Genomic DNA, 15,572 nt, shown 5'->3' on the forward strand with positions numbered 1-15,572 from the left:
CGCCGTTCCGTCGTACGAGGAGATCCCGCTCCCCGCTCACCCGTGGCCGAGATCATCCGCACCGGCCGCCCGAACCCCGATTCGCAGATCAGGACCAAAGTGTCGTATTCATACGAAGCCCCAGTTTCGCAGGCGCTCTTCGACCGCGCGTCCGTCGTGACGCCCGGCGGAGTCAACTCTCCCGTGCGGGCCTTCCGGGCCGTGGGCGGCACGCCCCGGTTCATGGTGTCCGGCACCGGCCCGTACCTCACCGACGCGGACGGCCGCGAATACGTCGACCTCGTCTGCTCGTGGGGACCGATGATTCTCGGCCACTCCCACCCGGCCGTTCTCGACGCCGTGCAGCGCGCCGTCTCGCGCGGCACCTCCTTCGGCACGCCCGGCGAGGGCGAGGTCGCGCTCGCCGAGGAGATCGTGGCCCGGATCGCCCCCGTCGAGCAGGTGCGGCTGGTCTCCAGCGGCACCGAGGCGACGATGTCCGCGATCCGGCTCGCCCGCGGTTTCACCGGCCGGGCCAAGGTCGTGAAGTTCGCCGGCTGCTACCACGGCCATGTGGACGCGCTCCTCGCGGCGGCCGGCTCCGGGGTCGCGACCTTCGGGCTGCCCGACACCCCCGGCGTCACCGGCGCCCAGGCGGGCGAGACGGTCGTGCTCCCCTACAACGACCTGGAGGCGGTCCGCCGGGCCTTCGCCGCGCACCCGGGGGAGATCGCCTGTGTGATCACCGAGGCGTCCCCCGGCAACATGGGCGTCGTCCCCCCGCTGCCCGGCTTCAACCAGGGCCTGAAGGACCTGTGCCGGGAGCACGGCGCGCTCTACATCTCGGACGAGGTCATGACCGGCTTCCGCACCAGCCGGGCCGGCTGGTTCGGCGTCGACGGCGTGGAGCCCGATCTGATGACCTTCGGCAAGGTCATGGGCGGCGGCTTCCCGGCCGCGGCCTTCGGCGGCCGCGCGGACGTCATGGGACACCTCGCCCCGGCCGGACCGGTCTACCAGGCGGGCACCCTCTCCGGGAACCCGGTCGCCACCGCCGCCGGCCTGGCGCAGCTGCGGCTGCTGGACGACGCGGCGTACGAGAAGGTCGACGCGGTCTCCGCCGCGATCCAGGGCCTGGTCGCCGCGGCGCTCACCAAGGAGGGCGTGGCCCACCGGGTGCAGACGGCGAGCAACATGTTCTCCGTCTTCTTCACCGAGGACGCGGTCACCGACTACGAGGGGGCGAAGCGCCAGGAGGCGTTCCGCTTCAATGCCTTCTTCCACTCGATGCTCGCCGACGGCGTCTATCTCCCGCCGTCCGCCTTCGAGTCCTGGTTCGTGTCCACGGCCCACGACGAGGCCGCCGTCGAGCGGATCGCCGCGGCCCTGCCCGCCGCCGCCCGGGCCGCCGCGGAGGCCACCGCATGAGCGCCGGCGGTACCCCCGACACCACCCGTACCGTCGTCCATCTGGTGCGGCACGGCGAGGTCCACAACCCCGACGGCGTGCTGTACGGCCGCCGCCCCGGGTATCACCTCTCCGACCTCGGCCGGCGGATGGCCGACCGGGTCGCGGAGTACCTCGCGGGCCGGGACGTCACCCATGTCGTCGCCTCGCCGCTGGAGCGGGCCCAGGAGACGGCCGAACCGGTCGCCGAGGGGCACGGGCTGCCGCTGGGCACCGACGAGCGGCTGATCGAGGCGGGCAACGTCTTCGAGGGCAAGACCTTCGGCGTCGGCGACGGCGCGCTGCGCAGGCCGGGGAACTGGCGGCATCTGACCAATCCGTTCCGCCCGTCCTGGGGCGAGCCGTACATCGAGCAGGTCGTGCGGATGACGGGCGCGCTGAACTCGGCGCGGGACGCGGCCCGTGGCCACGAGGCCGTCCTCGTCAGCCATCAGCTGCCGATCTGGATCGTCAGGAGCTTCGTCGAGCGGCGGCGCCTCTGGCACGATCCGCGCCGCCGCCAGTGCACGCTGGCCTCCCTCACCACCTTCACCTACGAGGGCGACCGGATCGTCGCGGTCGGGTACTCGGAGCCCGCGCGCGATCTCGTGCCGCCCCATCTGCTCGCCGGGGCGAAGCCGGTGAAGGGCCAGTCGAAGGCGTTCGGCGCCTGAGGCGGTTACCGGGCCGCCGACGCCCGCACCCGCCCCTGCCCGAGCCCGAGCCCGAGCCCGAGCCCGAGCCCCTGCCCGAGCCCGCCCGAGCGGCGGAGCCTTCCGCGCGTCCTCCCCTCACGAGAGGCCGCACGGAAGGCGCCGCCGCCGGCCGAGGCCGCGCACCCCGCCCGCACCCCGACGGCTCCCTGTCCCCTCCCCGACGACACGGCGGCCCGCTCCTCCGCGCGGCGCGCCGAATGATCCTCCGTTTCGGCGCACCCGCCTCCGGCGGTGTTCTCGAACACGCCGGGCGGCGCGCTATCCGCGCCCCCTCCGGCCGCCGGAAAAGGGACCGGAAATCGCGTTCCGCCGTTCCCCGGCGACGACTTCGGTCACTTCGCGGGGCCGCATATGCCGACCGTTCCCCGGGCTTCGCGCGCCGCGGCCGGGACGGGCCTCCGGCACGCGACCTCGCCGTATTTCTTTAGGGCCGCTTGACAACGGGCCCAAGGGGGGCCATACGGGCAGCGAGGGGGGCGCGGAAGATCGCCGGAACCGCCATGCGAAACTTTTCACATGAGCCTGAGCCGTGCACCTCGTGCTGCCCTGCTGACCGCCGTGACCGTGGCCGGCGGGCTCGTCCTGTCCGCCTGCGGCGGCGAGGGCGCCGGTAAGACCGGTGGCGGCGACGACAGCAACTTCGTCACCAACACCGGAGGAATCTCCACCGTCGCGCACGGCGAGCGCAAGAGCACCGGCGATCTCTCCGGCGAGACCCTGGACGGCGGGCAGCTCGATGTCGCCGACCTCAAGGGCAAGATCGTCGTACTGAATGTCTGGGGCTCCTGGTGCCCGCCCTGCCGCCTCGAGGCCGCGCATTTCGTCAAGGTCTCCAAAGATCTGAAGCCCAAGGGCGTGGAGTTCGTCGGCATCAACACCCGGGACCGTCAGAAGGGACCGGCGCTCTCCTTCGAGAAGGATTACGGCGTCGAGTATCCAAGTCTGTTCGACCCGGCCGGCAAGCTGCTCGTCAATGGTTTCCCCAAGGGCACTCTGGCCCCCCAGGCCATTCCCTCCACCGTCGTTCTCGACCGCGAGGGAAAGATCGCCGCGCGTTCGCTGATGGCGCTCAATGAGAAGCAGCTCCGCAAGATGATCGACCCGTTGATCGCGGAGAAGTGATCCCGTGGGAGCCGTGCAGACCGTGGCGGGCTTCGCCGCGTCGAATTCGCCGATGCCGACCGGCTCCGCGATGAACACCCTGGCCGCGACCGGGATGAACGAGACCGTTTTCAACGGGGCGCTCGCGCTGGCCCTGCCGATCGCCCTGCTCGCCGGGCTCGTCTCCTTCTTCTCGCCCTGCATCCTGCCGCTCGTCCCCGGCTATCTGTCCTACGTCACCGGTGTCACCGGCACCGATCTGGCGGAGGCCAAGCGCGGCCGGATGCTGATCGGCGCGTCCCTCTTCGTCCTCGGCTTCACCGCCGTCTTCGTCTCGGGCGGCGCGCTCTTCGGACACTTCGGCAGCGAGCTGCAGGCGAAACAGGAGATCCTCACCAGGGTCCTCGGCGTGCTGATGGTGCTGCTCGGGGCGTTCTTCATGGGCGGGATGTCCTGGCTCAACCGGCGCGAGTTCCGCTTCCACAAGCGGCCGGTCGCCGGGCTGGCGGGCGCGCCGCTGCTGGGCGCGCTCTTCGGCATCGGCTGGACCCCGTGCATGGGGCCGACCCTCTCGGCCGTGCAGATCCTCGCCCTCGATCAGGGGAGCGCGGGCCGCGGGGCCATACTGACCGTGGCGTACTGCCTCGGCCTGGGGCTGCCCTTCCTCTTCGCCGCCGTCGCCTTCCGCAAGGCGCTCGGCGCGTTCGGCTGGATCAAGCGCCACTACGTCTGGGTGATGCGGGTCGGCGGCATCATGATGATTCTGACCGGGGTGCTGCTGCTGACCGGCGCCTGGGACGTCATGGTGCAGTACACACAAGGCTGGACCAGCAGCTTCACGGTGGGGATCTGACACCAATGAGCAAGACAGAGACCGAGAGCACGACCGCGGCCGAGGACGGGAGGGCCGGCGAGGCCGAGGCCGGCGCCAGGCTCTCCACCACCCCGAGGGAGGAGCCGACCGGCGGCCCCACACTGGGCCTGACCGGCTGGTTCCGCTGGTTCTGGCGGCAGCTGACCTCCATGCGGGTCGCGCTGATCCTGCTGCTGCTGCTCTCGCTCGGCTCGATCCCCGGCTCGCTGATCCCGCAGAACAGCGTCGACGATCTGAAGGTGCGGGCGTGGAAGGAGGAGAACGAGGGCTGGACGCCGGTCTTCGAGAAGCTCCAGCTCTTCGACGTCTACAGCTCGGTCTGGTTCTCCGCGATCTACATCCTGCTGTTCGTCTCCCTGATCGGCTGCATCGTCCCGCGCACCTGGCAGTTCGTGGGCCAGCTCCGCAGCCGTCCGCCGGGCGCGCCCGGCCGGCTGAACCGGATGCCCGCGTACACCACCTGGCGCACCGAGGCCGCGCCCGAGGAGGTGCGGGAGGCGGCGCTGTCGATACTGAAGCGCCGCAGATTCCGCGCCCACACCGTCAAGAGCGCGGTCGCCGCCGAGAAGGGCTTTCTCCGCGAGGCCGGGAATCTGGTCTTCCATGTCTCGCTGATCGTGATGCTGGTGGCGTTCGCCGCCGGGCAGCTCTTCAAGTCCGAGGGCGGCAAGCTGATCGTCGAGGGCGACGGATTCTCGAACACCCTCACCCACTACGACGACTTCCGGTCAGGCACCCTCTACGACACCGACGACCTGGTCCCGTTCACCTTCATGCTGGACAGCTTCACCGGCACCTACGAGCGGAACGGCCCCCAGCGCGGCACTCCGCGCACCTTCGAGGCCGCCGTCACCTGGTCCAAGCCGGGCGGCGAGGACCAGAAGGCCAAGATCGAGGTCAACAAGCCGCTGGTCGTCGACGGCACCAAGGTCTATCTGCTGGCGCACGGGTACGCGCCCGTCGTGACCGTCCGCGACGGCCGGGGCGAGGTCGTCTACCAGGACGCGGTGCCGCTGCTGCCGAGGGACGCCAATGTGACCTCCACCGGCGCGATCAAGGTGATGGACGGCTATCGCGGCAAGAACGGCAAGAAGACCCAGCTGGGCTTCAGCGCCTTCTTCGTGCCGACCTTCGCCGGGCACGGCGAGGGCAATATGTTCTCCACCTACCCCGGTCTGGACTCCCCGGTGCTGGCGCTGACCGGCTTCACCGGCGACCTGGGCGTCGACGCCGGTCTGCCGCAGAACGTGTACCAGCTCGAAACCCGCAAGATGAAGCAGTTCAAGGACGAGGACGGCGACAAGCTCGCCGCGCGGCTGCTGCCCGGCGAGACGATGAAGCTGCCGGACGGCGCGGGCTCCATCACCTTCGAGCGTGAGGTCAAGGAGTGGGCCAGCTTCCAGATCTCCGAGTCGCCCGGCAACGGCTGGGCGCTCGGCGGCGCGATCGCAGCGATCGCGGGCCTGGTCGGCTCGCTCTTCGTACAGCGCCGCCGGGTCTGGGTGCGGGCCGTGCGCGGCGCCGACGGGGTGACGGTGGTCGAGATGGCCGGCCTCGGCCGCAGCGAATCGCCGAGACTGCCGGAGGAGCTGTCCGAACTGGCGCTCGCCCTCCACGAGCGGGCGCCCACCGCGCCCGCTGAGGCGGACGCCGCGCCGAACGATCCGCCGCACGACCCACCGAACGATTCCGACGATCGAACCGATCCCGTGGAAGTTTCTGCCGAAGGGGCTGGGAAGTGACTCTCGCCGCCGCAACCAACGAGAATCTCGCCCAGATCAGCAATACGCTGATCTATTCGGCGATGGCCGTCTACACCCTGGCCTTCCTCGCGCACATCGCCGAGTGGGTCTTCGGCAGCCGCAGCAAGGTGGGCCGTACGGCCGCCGCGCTGACCGACGAGCGGGCCCCCGCCGCCGCGACGGCCGACCGGGCCCGCGGCCAGGAGGGCGGCACCGCCGTCCTGGACAAGCCGAAGGTCGTGACCCGCACGGGGCCCGGCGTCCGGGACGTGCCGGACGGCCCAGGGGCCGCCGGCGGCACCTTCAAGGGCGATCTGTACGGCCGGATCGCGATCGCGCTCACCGTGGTCGCCTTCGCCGTCCAGGCGGGCGGGGTCGCGGCCCGCGCGTTCTCGGTGCAGCGCGCCCCCTGGGGCAACATGTACGAGTTCTCCATCACCTTCTCCACGGTGCTGGTCGGCGCGTATCTGGCGTTCCTCGTGGCCGGGAAGAACGTCCGCTGGATGGGACTGCCGCTCGTCGGAACGGTCCTCATCGACCTGGGCATCGCCACCACCTGGCTCTACACCGCCAGCGACCAGCTGGTGCCCGCGCTGGACTCCTACTGGCTGTGGATCCACGTCTCCACCGCGATCTTCTGCGGTGCGGTGTTCTACCTCGGCGCGGTCGGCACCCTGCTCTATCTCTTCCGCGACTCCTACGAGAGCAAGCGCGCGCGGGGCGTCACGCCCGGCAACTTCGTCGTCTCGGTGATGGAGCGGCTGCCGTCGGCCGCCTCGCTGGACAAGTTCGCGTACCGGGTCAACGCGGCGATCTTCCCGCTGTGGACGTTCACCATCATCGCGGGCGCGATCTGGGCGGGCGACGCCTGGGGCCGGTACTGGGGCTGGGACCCCAAGGAGGTCTGGTCCTTCATCACCTGGGTCGCGTACGCCTGCTACCTGCACGCGCGGGCCACCGCCGGGTGGAAGGGCCGCAAGGCGGCGGTGCTGGCGCTGATCGCCTTCGCCTGCTGGCTGTTCAACTACTACGGCGTCAACATCTTCGTGGACGGCCTGCACTCCTACGCGTGACCGCGTGACCGCGTGACCCGGTGACAGCGTCACCGGGCGCGCCGGAGCAGGCCCCACGACCGAGCCCCGCGCCCCGCCCGCGAACCCGGGCGGGCGCGGGGCTCGGCCGTGCCGCTCACGCCTCGTCGTCGTTCTTCTTCTCTTTCTTGTCTTCCTCGTCCTTCAGGGACTTCAGGAACTCCGGATTGTCGTCCGGCGCCACCCAGCCGCCGCCGCGCGCGCCGCCGTATCCCGCGGTCTTGCGCGGCCGGCCCGCGATGAACCAGGCGACCGGTCCGAGAAGCACCTGTCCGAAGAGCAGCACGATGATGACCCACGCGACCTTCGGCAGATTCCTGACCTCCTTCTCAGGAGTGTTCAGGCAGTCGATGAAGGCGTAGATCCACAGCGCCAGGACCAGCAGAAAGGGCAGATACCTGAGCATGGTCTTACGGTCCCCCAGTACGAGGCGGCAGGGCGCGGAAACCGGCCCCGGTGACGCGGCCAGGGTAACCGGTACCGGATACTGGGGCGTATGGCTTACGACGATCTTCGCTCCCTGCTCAGGGCACTGGAACGCGAGGGAGACCTCAAGCGGATCAAGGCCGAGGTCGACCCGCATCTGGAAGTCGGCGAGATCGTCGACCGGGTGAACAAGTCGGGCGGACCGGCGCTGCTCTTCGAGAATGTGCGCGGCTCCGACATGCCCCTGGCGATGAACGTCTTCGGGACCGACCGCCGGCTGCTGAAGGCGCTCGGCCTGAAGTCCTACTCCGAGATCAGCGACAAGATCGGCGGACTGCTCAAGCCCGAGCTGCCGCACGGCTTCGTCGGGGTGCGCGAGGCGTTCGGCAAGCTCGGCTCGATGGTCCACGTACCTCCGAAGAAGGTGAAGGACGCCCCCGTGCAGGAGGTCGTCCTCCGCGGCGACGAGGTCGATCTCGACCGGCTGCCCGCGCTGTTCACCTGGCCCGAGGACGGCGGCTCCTTCTTCAATCTGGGGCTCACCCACACCAAGGACCCGGAGAGCGGGGTCCGCAATCTCGGGCTCTACCGCCTCCAGCGGCACGACCGCCGCACCATCGGCATGCACTGGCAGATCCACAAGGACAGCCGCAACCACTACCAGGTCGCCGCCCGCCGGGGCGAGCGGCTGCCGGTCGCGATCGCCTTCGGCGCCCCGCCGTCGGTGACGTACGCCTCCACCGCGCCGCTCCCCGGCGACATCGACGAGTACCTCTTCGCCGGCTTCGTCCAGGGCAAGCGGATCGAGATGGTCGACTGCAAGACCGTCCCCCTCCAGGTCCCCGCGCAGGCGGAGGTCGTCCTCGAAGGGTGGCTGGAGCCGGGGAAGACGCTCCCGGAGGGTCCGTACGGCGACCACACCGGCTTCTACACCCCGCAGGAGCCGTTCCCCGCGCTCACCATCGACTGTGTGACCATGCGGCGCAAGCCGCTGCTCCAGTCGATCGTGGTGGGCCGCCCGCCGACCGAGGACGGTCCGCTGGGCCGGGCGACGGAGCGTTTCTTCCTGCCGCTGCTGAAGATCATCGTCCCGGACATCGTCGACTACCACCTGCCGGAGTCCGGCGGCTTCCACAACTGCGCCATCGTCTCGATCGACAAGAAGTACCCCAAGCACGCCCAGAAGGTGATGTCCGCGATCTGGGGCGCGCACATGATGTCGCTGACCAAGCTGATCGTGGTGGTCGACAAGGACTGCGACGTCCACGATCTCCACGAGGTCGCCTGGCGGGCGCTGGGCAACACCGACTACGCGCGCGACCTGACCGTCACCGAGGGCCCGGTCGACCATCTCGACCACGCCTCCTACCAGCAGTTCTGGGGCGGCAAGGCGGGCATCGACGCGACGGCGAAGTGGCCCGAGGAGGGGTACGTGCGAGACGGCGGCTGGCCGCACATGGTCGAGTCCGACCCCGACACGGCGGCGCTGGTCGACCGCCGCTGGAAGGAGTACGGGCTGTGAGCCGCAGGCCCCTCGCGACCGCTCCCGGAGCGCGCCGGTGACCGCCTCCGCCGAGGCCGTCCCCGGGCCGGGCCGGACGAAGAGCTTTCTGCGGCTGGTGATGATCGAGCACTCGGTCTTCGCGCTGCCGTTCGCGTACATCGCCGCCCTCACCGCGATGTTCCTCGACGACGGGACCGTCCACTGGGGGACGCTGCTGCTCGTCACCGTGGCCATGGTCGGGCTGCGGACCTTCGCGATGGCCTGCAATCGGATCATCGACCGCGAGATCGACGCCCGGAACCCGCGGACGGCGGGCCGGGAGCTGGTCACCGGCGCGGTCAGCGTGCGCTCCGCGTGGACCGGGGCGCTGATCGCCCTCGCCCTCTTCCTCGGCGCGGCGGCGCTGCTCAATCCGCTCTGCCTGATCCTCGCGCCGGTCGCCGTGGTCCCGATGGTGGTCTATCCGTACGGCAAGAGGTTCACCGACTACCCGCACGCGATTCTCGGGCTGGCCCAGGCCATGGGCCCGATCGGGGCCTGGCTCGCGGTCACCGGGACCTGGTCCTGGGACGCGGTGATCCTCGGTCTCGCGGTCGGCGTCTGGATCGGCGGCTTCGACCTGATCTTCGCCACCCAGGACGTCCGGGCGGACCGCGCCGAGGGCGTACGGTCGGTGCCCGCGCGCTTCGGCGTGCCGGCGGCGCTGTACGGGGCGCGGGCCGCGCATGTGGTGACCACCGCGCTGCTGGTGTGGTTCGCGCTGGCGACGGACGCCGGGGTGTTCCTCTGGGCGGGGCTGGTGATCGTGGCCGTGGCCTTCGTCTACGAGCACACCGTGGTGCGGCCGCACGATCTGTCCCGGCTGAACCGGGCCTTCTTCACCGTCAACGGATTCATCGGGATCAGCCTGTTCGTGTGCGCCCTGCTGGATCTGCTGGTGCGCGGCCTGAGCGCGTGACGCGGGCCCGGGCCCTGCCCGGGCCGGCCGTCGGACCCCAGCGCCTGGCACACGGCTCCGGCGGCGCTCCGGATAGGCTCCCGGTGTGGAGCCAGCACAGAACACCCCCCGCCGTCCGTGGATCGTCGGAGTCTCCGGAGCCTCCGGGACACCGTATGCCGCCGCCGTGCTGCGCGGGCTGATCGACGCGGGGGAGAGCGTCGATCTGGTGGTCTCCCGGGCGTCCCGGCTGACCCTGCTCGACGAGACCGGGATCTCCTTCCGGGACGCCCACTGGCGCGACGATCTGCGCGAGTGGCTCTCCCGGGGCGCGGACGGCAAACCGGACGTCTTCCGGGTGGAGCTGGACGGCGTACGCCACTGGGCGGCGGGCGATCTCGCCGCCGGACCGTCCTCGGGCTCGTACCCCGCGCGGGGGATGCTGATCGTGCCCGCCTCCACGGCGTCCGTCGCCGGAGTCGCCCTCGGGCTCTCCAAGGATCTTCTCCAGCGCGCGGCGAGCGTGACTCTCAAGGAGCGGCGGCCGCTGGTCGTCGCCGTGCGGGAGACCCCGCTGAACGGCCAGACCCTCGGCCATCTGCTCGCCCTCGACACGGCGGGCGCGGTGGTCCTGCCCGCGTCCCCGGCGTTCTACGCGGGCGCGACGCACATCCAGGATCTGGTGGACTTCGTCGCCGGGCGGGCGCTGGACGCGGTGGGCGTGCCGCACACCCTGTACCGGCGCTGGAAGGGCGAGCTGGGGGGCCTGCGCCAGGGCTGACCGGTCGCCGCGGGATCCGGGGCGGACCCCGGTCCGGGAACCGGACGGATCTACTCCCGCTCTTCATGCAGGAATTCAGGAATGGCAGGGTTCGGCCCTGCGCGCCTCAGGTTCGGAAACTAAGGAAGGCTCCAGGCACATGGACGCGGTGGACAGACAGCTCATCCAGGCCCTCCGGGAGAACGGCAGGGCCTCGTACGCGGAGCTGGGACGGCTCGTCGGTCTCTCCGGACCCAGCGTCACGGACCGGATCAACCGCCTGGAGGCGGCCGGCGTCATCACCGGCTACCGCGCCACCGTCGACGCCGCCTCGCTCGGCCTCGGGGTCACCGCGCTCATCGGCATCTCGCTCTCCGACGCCGCCGACCACGAGGACGTGGCGCGCCGACTGCGGGACCTCGCCGAGATCGAGGACTGCTGGTTCATCGCCGGCGACGACTCCTACATGCTCAAGGTGCGGGTCGGCGACGTCGACGGGCTGGAGAAGACGATCCGCAGGCTCAGCGGGACCCGCGGGGTCTCCCGCACCCGGACCACGATCGTGCTCTCCACCAAGTGGGAGAACCGGGTCGGAGACCTGCCGGAGCAGGGCTGACGGACGGGGACGGGGGCGTCCTTCGCTGTCAAGAGCGGGGGAGTAACGTTGTCGGAGCCCGATTGACGTCAGACATGGGAGGCGGGCGCATGGACGCTGGGCTCAAGCGCGAGCTGGAGGACAAGGTCAGGGCCGGGGAGCGGCTGTCCCGCGAGGACGGCATCGCGCTCTACGACTCGGACGATCTGGCCTGGCTCGGCGGTCTCGCCCACGAGGTGCGCACGCGTAAGAACGGCGACGTCGTGCACTTCAATGTCAACCGCCACCTCAATATGACCAATGTGTGCACCGCGTCCTGCGCGTACTGCTCGTTCCAGCGCAAGCCGGGCGAGAAGGACGCGTACACCATGCGCATCGAGGAGGCCGTCCGCCTCGCCAAGGCGATGGAGAACGACAACCTCACCGAGCTGCACATCGTCAACGGGCTCCACCCCAACCTGCCGTGGCGGTACTACCCGCGCTCGCTGAGCGCGCTGAAGGAAGCCCTCCCCGAGGTCTCCCTGAAGGCGTTCACCGCCACCGAGATCCACCACTTCGAGACCATCTCGGGCATGTCGGCCTCGGAGATCCTGGACGAGCTGATCGAGGCCGGCCTCGAATCGCTCACCGGCGGCGGCGCGGAGATCTTCGACTGGGAGATCCGCCAGCACATCGTGGACCACCGGACCCACTGGGAGGACTGGTCCCGGATCCACCGCCTCGCCCACAGCAAGGGGCTCAAGACCCCGTCGACGATGCTGTACGGGCATATCGAGGAGCCCCGCCACCGCGTCGACCATGTGCTGAGGCTGCGTGAGCTCCAGGACGAGACCGGCGGCTTCCAGGTCTTCATCCCGCTGCGCTACCAGCACGACTTCGTGGACATGAAGGACGGCAAGGTCCGCAACAAGCTCCAGGCGCGGACGACGATGGCGACCGGCGCGGAGGCGCTCAAGACCTTCGCGGTCTCCCGGCTGCTCTTCGACAACGTCCCGCACGTCAAGGTCTTCTGGGTGATGCACGGGGTGCAGACCGCGCAGCTCGCGCTCCAGCACGGCGCCGACGACATGGACGGCTCGGTGGTCGAGTACAAGATCACCCACGACGCGGACAACTACGGCACGCCGAACAAGCTGACCCGCGACGATCTGCTCGACCTCATCCGCGACGCCGGATTCCGCCCGGTGGAGCGGAACACCCGGTACGAGATCATCCGCGAGTACCCGGGGCCGGACGCCGGCCTCCGTGAGACGCCGCAGGCCATGCGCGTCTGAGCGGCGGCCCGGCCGCCTCGCCCCGGCCGCCGTCAGGGCGGTTCGGGGCACATGTTTCACTGGTTTGGCAGGTTCTGTCATACGTAGAGAGAGTGGGCCCCGCCGTGTCATCCAAGTCGAGCGCCGCGATCAAGTACACGGGCATGCGCCTCGCCGTATTCGTCGGCTGCTTCGCTGTGGTGGCCGCCCTGGTCCACTTCGGGATCCTGCCCAAGGGTCTCGGCGACTCCAACTTCATGTGGGTCGTGCTGCTGGCCATGGTGATCTCCGCGCCGCTGAGCTTCGTGCTGCTGCGCGGCCAGCGTGACGCGATGTCCGCGCAGATCGTCGGCAAGGTGGAGCGGACGAAGGCGCGGATGGAGGCCAACCGCACCCAGGAGGACTGACCTCCCCCCTTTTTTCTGTACCTGTACGCCCCTGGCCCGCCGCGGCCGGGGGCGTACGGGCGTTTCCGGGGGCCTGGGCGTCCCGCGCCGGGTCTCGCGGGGGCCTCACTGGCCCCCGGGTCCCGGGTCTCGTCGGGGCCGCGCCGGGTCCCGCCCGGTCGCGCCGGTCAAGAGTGGCGAAGATCCCAAAGTAAAGCTTTGAGGATCTCAAAGTTCAAGTGTTAACGTATCGGACATGACGTCAGCAGTGCGCCTCCTCGATGCCGCGAGCCCTCCGCTCGTGGCGCGCGTGCATGTCGCCCTCTGCCGCTGCATGTCCGCGGTCTGTCGCCGCCCGGTCTGACCCGGCCCTGCCCGCCGACAGCCCCTCGCGCACGGGCGCCGCCCCTCCCCGCTCACTTTCTCCCCATATGCCGCTCTGGAGTGTGTCCGTGTCCGCGAACACCGCGTCCACCACGACCGGGAAGCCCTCGGGCCCCCGGTCCCGTATACCCAAGGTCCCGTTCTGGGCCCAGATCGTCGCCGGTCTGGTGCTCGGCGTCCTCTTCGGCTGGATAGCCAGGGAATTCGGCGTCGGCTGGCTCAAGGAGACCCTGGGCCACATCGGTGACATCTTCATCCAGCTGCTGAAGCTCGCCGTCGCCCCGCTCGTCTTCTTCGCGATCCTGGTGTCGATCACCAACCTCCGCAAGGTCAACAACGCCGCCCGGCTGGCCGGCCAGACCCTGCTCTGGTTCATGATCACCTCGCTGATCGCGGTCGCCATCGGCCTCACCATCGGCCTGCTCACCAACCCCGGCGAGGGCACCGGCCTCACCCCGAAGGACGGCGCGCTGCCCAAGAAGGAGGGCAGCTGGATCGACTTCCTCACCGGAATCGTCCCCACCGACGTCATCACCCCCTTCACCGAGCTGAACGTCCTCCAGATCGTCTTCCTCGCCGCCGTCGCCGGAATCGCGGCCCTGGCCCTGGGCGACAAGGCCAAGCCGATCCTCAGCCTCAGCGAGGCCGTGCTCGAACTGCTCCAGAAGGCCCTGTGGTGGGTCATCCGCCTCGCCCCGCTCGGCACCGTCGGCCTCATCGGCTTCGCCATCGCCGACTACGGCTGGGACCTCATCGGCAAGTACGCGACCTTCACCGCCGACGTCTACATCGGCTGCGCCCTGGTCCTCTTCGGCGTCTACCCGCTGCTGCTCGCGACCGTCGCCAAGGTCAACCCCGTGCACTTCTTCCGGGGCGCCTGGCCCGCGATCCAGCTCGCCTTCATCTCCCGCTCCTCGGTCGGCACCATGCCGCTCACCCAGAAGGTCACCGAGCGCCTCGGCGTGCCCAAGGAGTACACCTCCTTCGCGGTGCCGTTCGGCGCGACGACCAAGATGGACGGCTGCGCCGCGATCTACCCGGCGCTGGCGGCGATCTTCATCGCGGAGTTCTTCGATGTGACGCTGACGCTCCAGGACTATCTGCTGATCGTCTTCGTCTCCGTGGTCGGCTCGGCCGCCACGGCCGGTCTGACCGGTGCGACGGTCATGCTGACCCTGACCCTCTCCACGCTGGGTCTGCCGCTGGAGGGCGTCGGCCTGCTGCTGGCGATCGAGCCGATCCTGGACATGGCGCGCACGGCCACCAATGTGGCGGGCCAGGCGCTGGTGCCGGTGATCGTCGCCGCCCGGGAGAAGATCCTGGACCACGACGCGTACACCTCGGCCACCAGCTCCCCGATCGACGAGACGCCGGAGGACACCCGGCCGGCGCCGGTCGCCGCGTGAGCCGCTGAACGCGCCGAGGCCCCCGCACACCCCCGCGTACCGCACCGGGGGAGGGCGGGGGCCTCGGCGCGTTCCGGCGCTGGTGAACGGCCGTAGGCTTACCGCGCACCAGGGGGTGGTGCCGGGTTCGTGCGAGGGGGAATTTCGGGCATGGGTGCTGTGAGAGGCGTGCGGAACAAGCGGCTGCCGCGGGCCGTGCGCGAGCGGCAGATGATGGACGCCGCAGTGCGCACCTTCGGGCGGCGGGGGTATCGGGTCGCCTCGATGGACGAGATAGCGGAGCTGGCCGGCGTGTCCAAACCGCTGGTCTATCTCTATCTGAACTCCAAGGAAGAGCTGTTCACCGCCTGTATCCGGCGGGAGGCCGAGGCGCTGCTCGGCGCGGTCCAGACCGCGATCGACCCGGATCTTCCCGCCGACCGGCAGCTGTGGGCCGGGCTCAACGCCTTCTTCGCGCACACCGCGGAGAATCCGGACGGCTGGGCGGTGCTGCACCGGCAGGCGCGGACGCACGGGGAGCCGTTCGCGCGGGAGGTCGCCGCGATGCGCGACGCGATCGTGGCCTTCGTCGCCGGGCTGATCGGCGCGGCCGCGGCCGAGGCCCGCGCCGCCCGCCGCGAGCCCGAGCTGGCCGCCCGCGATGTGGCCGGGCTGGCCCACGCCCTGGTGGGCGCGGCCGAGTCGCTGGCCGGATGGCGCAACGAGGACGGCGAGGTCTCCGCCAAGGAGGCCGCTTCGACCCTCATGAACTTCGCCTGGGTGGGGCTGGGGCAGCTGATGCGCGGCGACCGCTGGACGACCCGCTGACCGCGCGCGCCGGGCGTGGGAGGCCCCGGCGCGCGCCCGCGACACGACACCGGGTCGCCGCGGCCCGCCGCGAGGCGGTTCGGGGTGGGCCGGTCCGAGGGGTGTGAGCGACCGTGCCGGTCGGCCGGGGGTGTGCCGGGGCACTTTCGACAGGTGCCGGGGCGT

At 70.4% G+C, this 15,572-nt stretch carries 15 protein-coding genes; 14 read left to right on the forward strand and 1 reads right to left on the reverse strand.

All coding sequences use genetic code 11. From position 1 onward, the window contains the following. Nucleotides 1-99 precede the first annotated feature (99 nt). The 6 genes from hemL (at nucleotide 100) to ccsB (ending at nucleotide 6,931) form a co-directional block, all read left to right on the forward strand. Complete coding sequence (hemL, locus tag ACF089_RS32745) at nucleotides 100-1,407, forward strand: glutamate-1-semialdehyde 2,1-aminomutase (protein WP_392034758.1); 1,308 nt, start codon at nucleotides 100-102, stop codon at nucleotides 1,405-1,407. Continuing rightward, nucleotides 1,404-2,099: a histidine phosphatase family protein gene (locus ACF089_RS32750; RefSeq protein ID WP_392034760.1), complete on the forward strand. Its 696-nt coding sequence runs from the start codon at nucleotides 1,404-1,406 to the stop codon at nucleotides 2,097-2,099. Before hemL ends, ACF089_RS32750 begins: the two co-directional genes overlap by 4 nt. A gap of 558 nt (nucleotides 2,100-2,657) precedes the next feature. After that, nucleotides 2,658-3,263, forward strand: a complete 606-nt coding sequence (locus ACF089_RS32755) for a TlpA disulfide reductase family protein (RefSeq protein WP_392034763.1) — start codon at nucleotides 2,658-2,660, stop codon at nucleotides 3,261-3,263. A 70-nt stretch (nucleotides 3,264-3,333) separates the two neighbouring features. Further along, the gene (locus tag ACF089_RS32760) at nucleotides 3,334-4,095 is read left to right on the forward strand and encodes a cytochrome c biogenesis CcdA family protein (RefSeq protein WP_392034966.1); all 762 of its coding nucleotides are present in this window, start codon (nucleotides 3,334-3,336) and stop codon (nucleotides 4,093-4,095) included. A gap of 5 nt (nucleotides 4,096-4,100) precedes the next feature. Then, a complete protein-coding gene (locus ACF089_RS32765) occupies nucleotides 4,101-5,858 on the forward strand; it encodes a cytochrome c biogenesis protein ResB (protein ID WP_392034766.1) in 1,758 nt (585 codons plus the stop codon). After that, the gene (gene ccsB, locus ACF089_RS32770) at nucleotides 5,855-6,931 is read left to right on the forward strand and encodes a c-type cytochrome biogenesis protein CcsB (protein WP_392034768.1); all 1,077 of its coding nucleotides are present in this window, start codon (nucleotides 5,855-5,857) and stop codon (nucleotides 6,929-6,931) included. The genes ACF089_RS32765 and ccsB overlap by 4 nt, the downstream gene beginning before the upstream one ends. Nucleotides 6,932-7,046: 115 nt before the next feature. On the opposite strand, the gene ACF089_RS32775 is transcribed toward ccsB, so the two are convergent. After that, the gene (locus ACF089_RS32775) at nucleotides 7,047-7,355 is read right to left on the reverse strand and encodes a PLD nuclease N-terminal domain-containing protein (protein WP_392034770.1); all 309 of its coding nucleotides are present in this window, start codon (nucleotides 7,353-7,355) and stop codon (nucleotides 7,047-7,049) included. Nucleotides 7,356-7,445: 90 nt separating this feature from the next. Between ACF089_RS32775 and ACF089_RS32780 the strand changes: the two genes are divergently transcribed. The 8 genes from ACF089_RS32780 to ACF089_RS32815 all read left to right on the forward strand — a co-directional run bounded on the left by ACF089_RS32780 (nucleotide 7,446) and on the right by ACF089_RS32815 (nucleotide 15,407). Next, nucleotides 7,446-8,897: a menaquinone biosynthesis decarboxylase gene (locus ACF089_RS32780; RefSeq protein WP_392034773.1), complete on the forward strand. Its 1,452-nt coding sequence runs from the start codon at nucleotides 7,446-7,448 to the stop codon at nucleotides 8,895-8,897. 37 nt (nucleotides 8,898-8,934) lie between these two features. Further along, a complete protein-coding gene (gene mqnP, locus ACF089_RS32785; RefSeq protein ID WP_392034776.1) occupies nucleotides 8,935-9,837 on the forward strand; it encodes a menaquinone biosynthesis prenyltransferase MqnP in 903 nt (300 codons plus the stop codon). 85 nt (nucleotides 9,838-9,922) lie between these two features. Next, nucleotides 9,923-10,597 (forward strand): UbiX family flavin prenyltransferase, encoded by a 675-nt coding sequence (locus ACF089_RS32790; RefSeq protein WP_392034779.1) that lies wholly within the window; start codon nucleotides 9,923-9,925, stop codon nucleotides 10,595-10,597. A gap of 139 nt (nucleotides 10,598-10,736) precedes the next feature. Continuing rightward, a complete protein-coding gene (locus tag ACF089_RS32795; protein WP_392034782.1) occupies nucleotides 10,737-11,192 on the forward strand; it encodes an Lrp/AsnC family transcriptional regulator in 456 nt (151 codons plus the stop codon). A gap of 89 nt (nucleotides 11,193-11,281) precedes the next feature. Then, complete coding sequence (gene mqnE / locus ACF089_RS32800; RefSeq protein WP_392034784.1) at nucleotides 11,282-12,445, forward strand: aminofutalosine synthase MqnE; 1,164 nt, start codon at nucleotides 11,282-11,284, stop codon at nucleotides 12,443-12,445. Nucleotides 12,446-12,588: 143 nt separating this feature from the next. Further along, a complete protein-coding gene (locus ACF089_RS32805; RefSeq protein ID WP_392034969.1) occupies nucleotides 12,589-12,831 on the forward strand; it encodes a DUF4229 domain-containing protein in 243 nt (80 codons plus the stop codon). Between the two features lie 431 nt (nucleotides 12,832-13,262). Continuing rightward, nucleotides 13,263-14,600, forward strand: coding sequence for a dicarboxylate/amino acid:cation symporter (locus tag ACF089_RS32810; RefSeq protein ID WP_392034787.1), 1,338 nt, complete (start codon nucleotides 13,263-13,265; stop codon nucleotides 14,598-14,600). A gap of 150 nt (nucleotides 14,601-14,750) precedes the next feature. Next, nucleotides 14,751-15,407: a TetR/AcrR family transcriptional regulator gene (locus ACF089_RS32815; RefSeq protein WP_392034790.1), complete on the forward strand. Its 657-nt coding sequence runs from the start codon at nucleotides 14,751-14,753 to the stop codon at nucleotides 15,405-15,407. Nucleotides 15,408-15,572: the final 165 nt, after the last annotated feature.

This window comes from Streptomyces sp. NPDC014894, from assembly GCF_043080985.1.
GTDB lineage: Bacteria > Actinomycetota > Actinomycetes > Streptomycetales > Streptomycetaceae > Streptomyces.

Excerpts from the sequence above, each read along its gene's own strand:
- ACF089_RS32775 (WP_392034770.1), bottom strand. The coding sequence starts at position 7,355 with ATGCTCAGGTATCTGCCCTTTCTGCTGGTCCTGGCGCTGTGGATCTAC.
- ACF089_RS32765 (WP_392034766.1), top strand. The coding sequence starts at position 4,101 with ATGAGCAAGACAGAGACCGAGAGCACGACCGCGGCCGAGGACGGGAGG.
- ACF089_RS32795 (WP_392034782.1), top strand. The coding sequence starts at position 10,737 with ATGGACGCGGTGGACAGACAGCTCATCCAGGCCCTCCGGGAGAACGGC.
- mqnE (WP_392034784.1), top strand. The coding sequence starts at position 11,282 with ATGGACGCTGGGCTCAAGCGCGAGCTGGAGGACAAGGTCAGGGCCGGG.
- ACF089_RS32760 (WP_392034966.1), top strand. The coding sequence starts at position 3,334 with ATGAACACCCTGGCCGCGACCGGGATGAACGAGACCGTTTTCAACGGG.
- ACF089_RS32750 (WP_392034760.1), top strand. The coding sequence starts at position 1,404 with ATGAGCGCCGGCGGTACCCCCGACACCACCCGTACCGTCGTCCATCTG.
- ACF089_RS32755 (WP_392034763.1), top strand. The coding sequence starts at position 2,658 with ATGAGCCTGAGCCGTGCACCTCGTGCTGCCCTGCTGACCGCCGTGACC.
- ACF089_RS32815 (WP_392034790.1), top strand. The coding sequence starts at position 14,751 with ATGGGTGCTGTGAGAGGCGTGCGGAACAAGCGGCTGCCGCGGGCCGTG.
- ACF089_RS32805 (WP_392034969.1), top strand. The coding sequence starts at position 12,589 with ATGCGCCTCGCCGTATTCGTCGGCTGCTTCGCTGTGGTGGCCGCCCTG.
- ACF089_RS32780 (WP_392034773.1), top strand. The coding sequence starts at position 7,446 with ATGGCTTACGACGATCTTCGCTCCCTGCTCAGGGCACTGGAACGCGAG.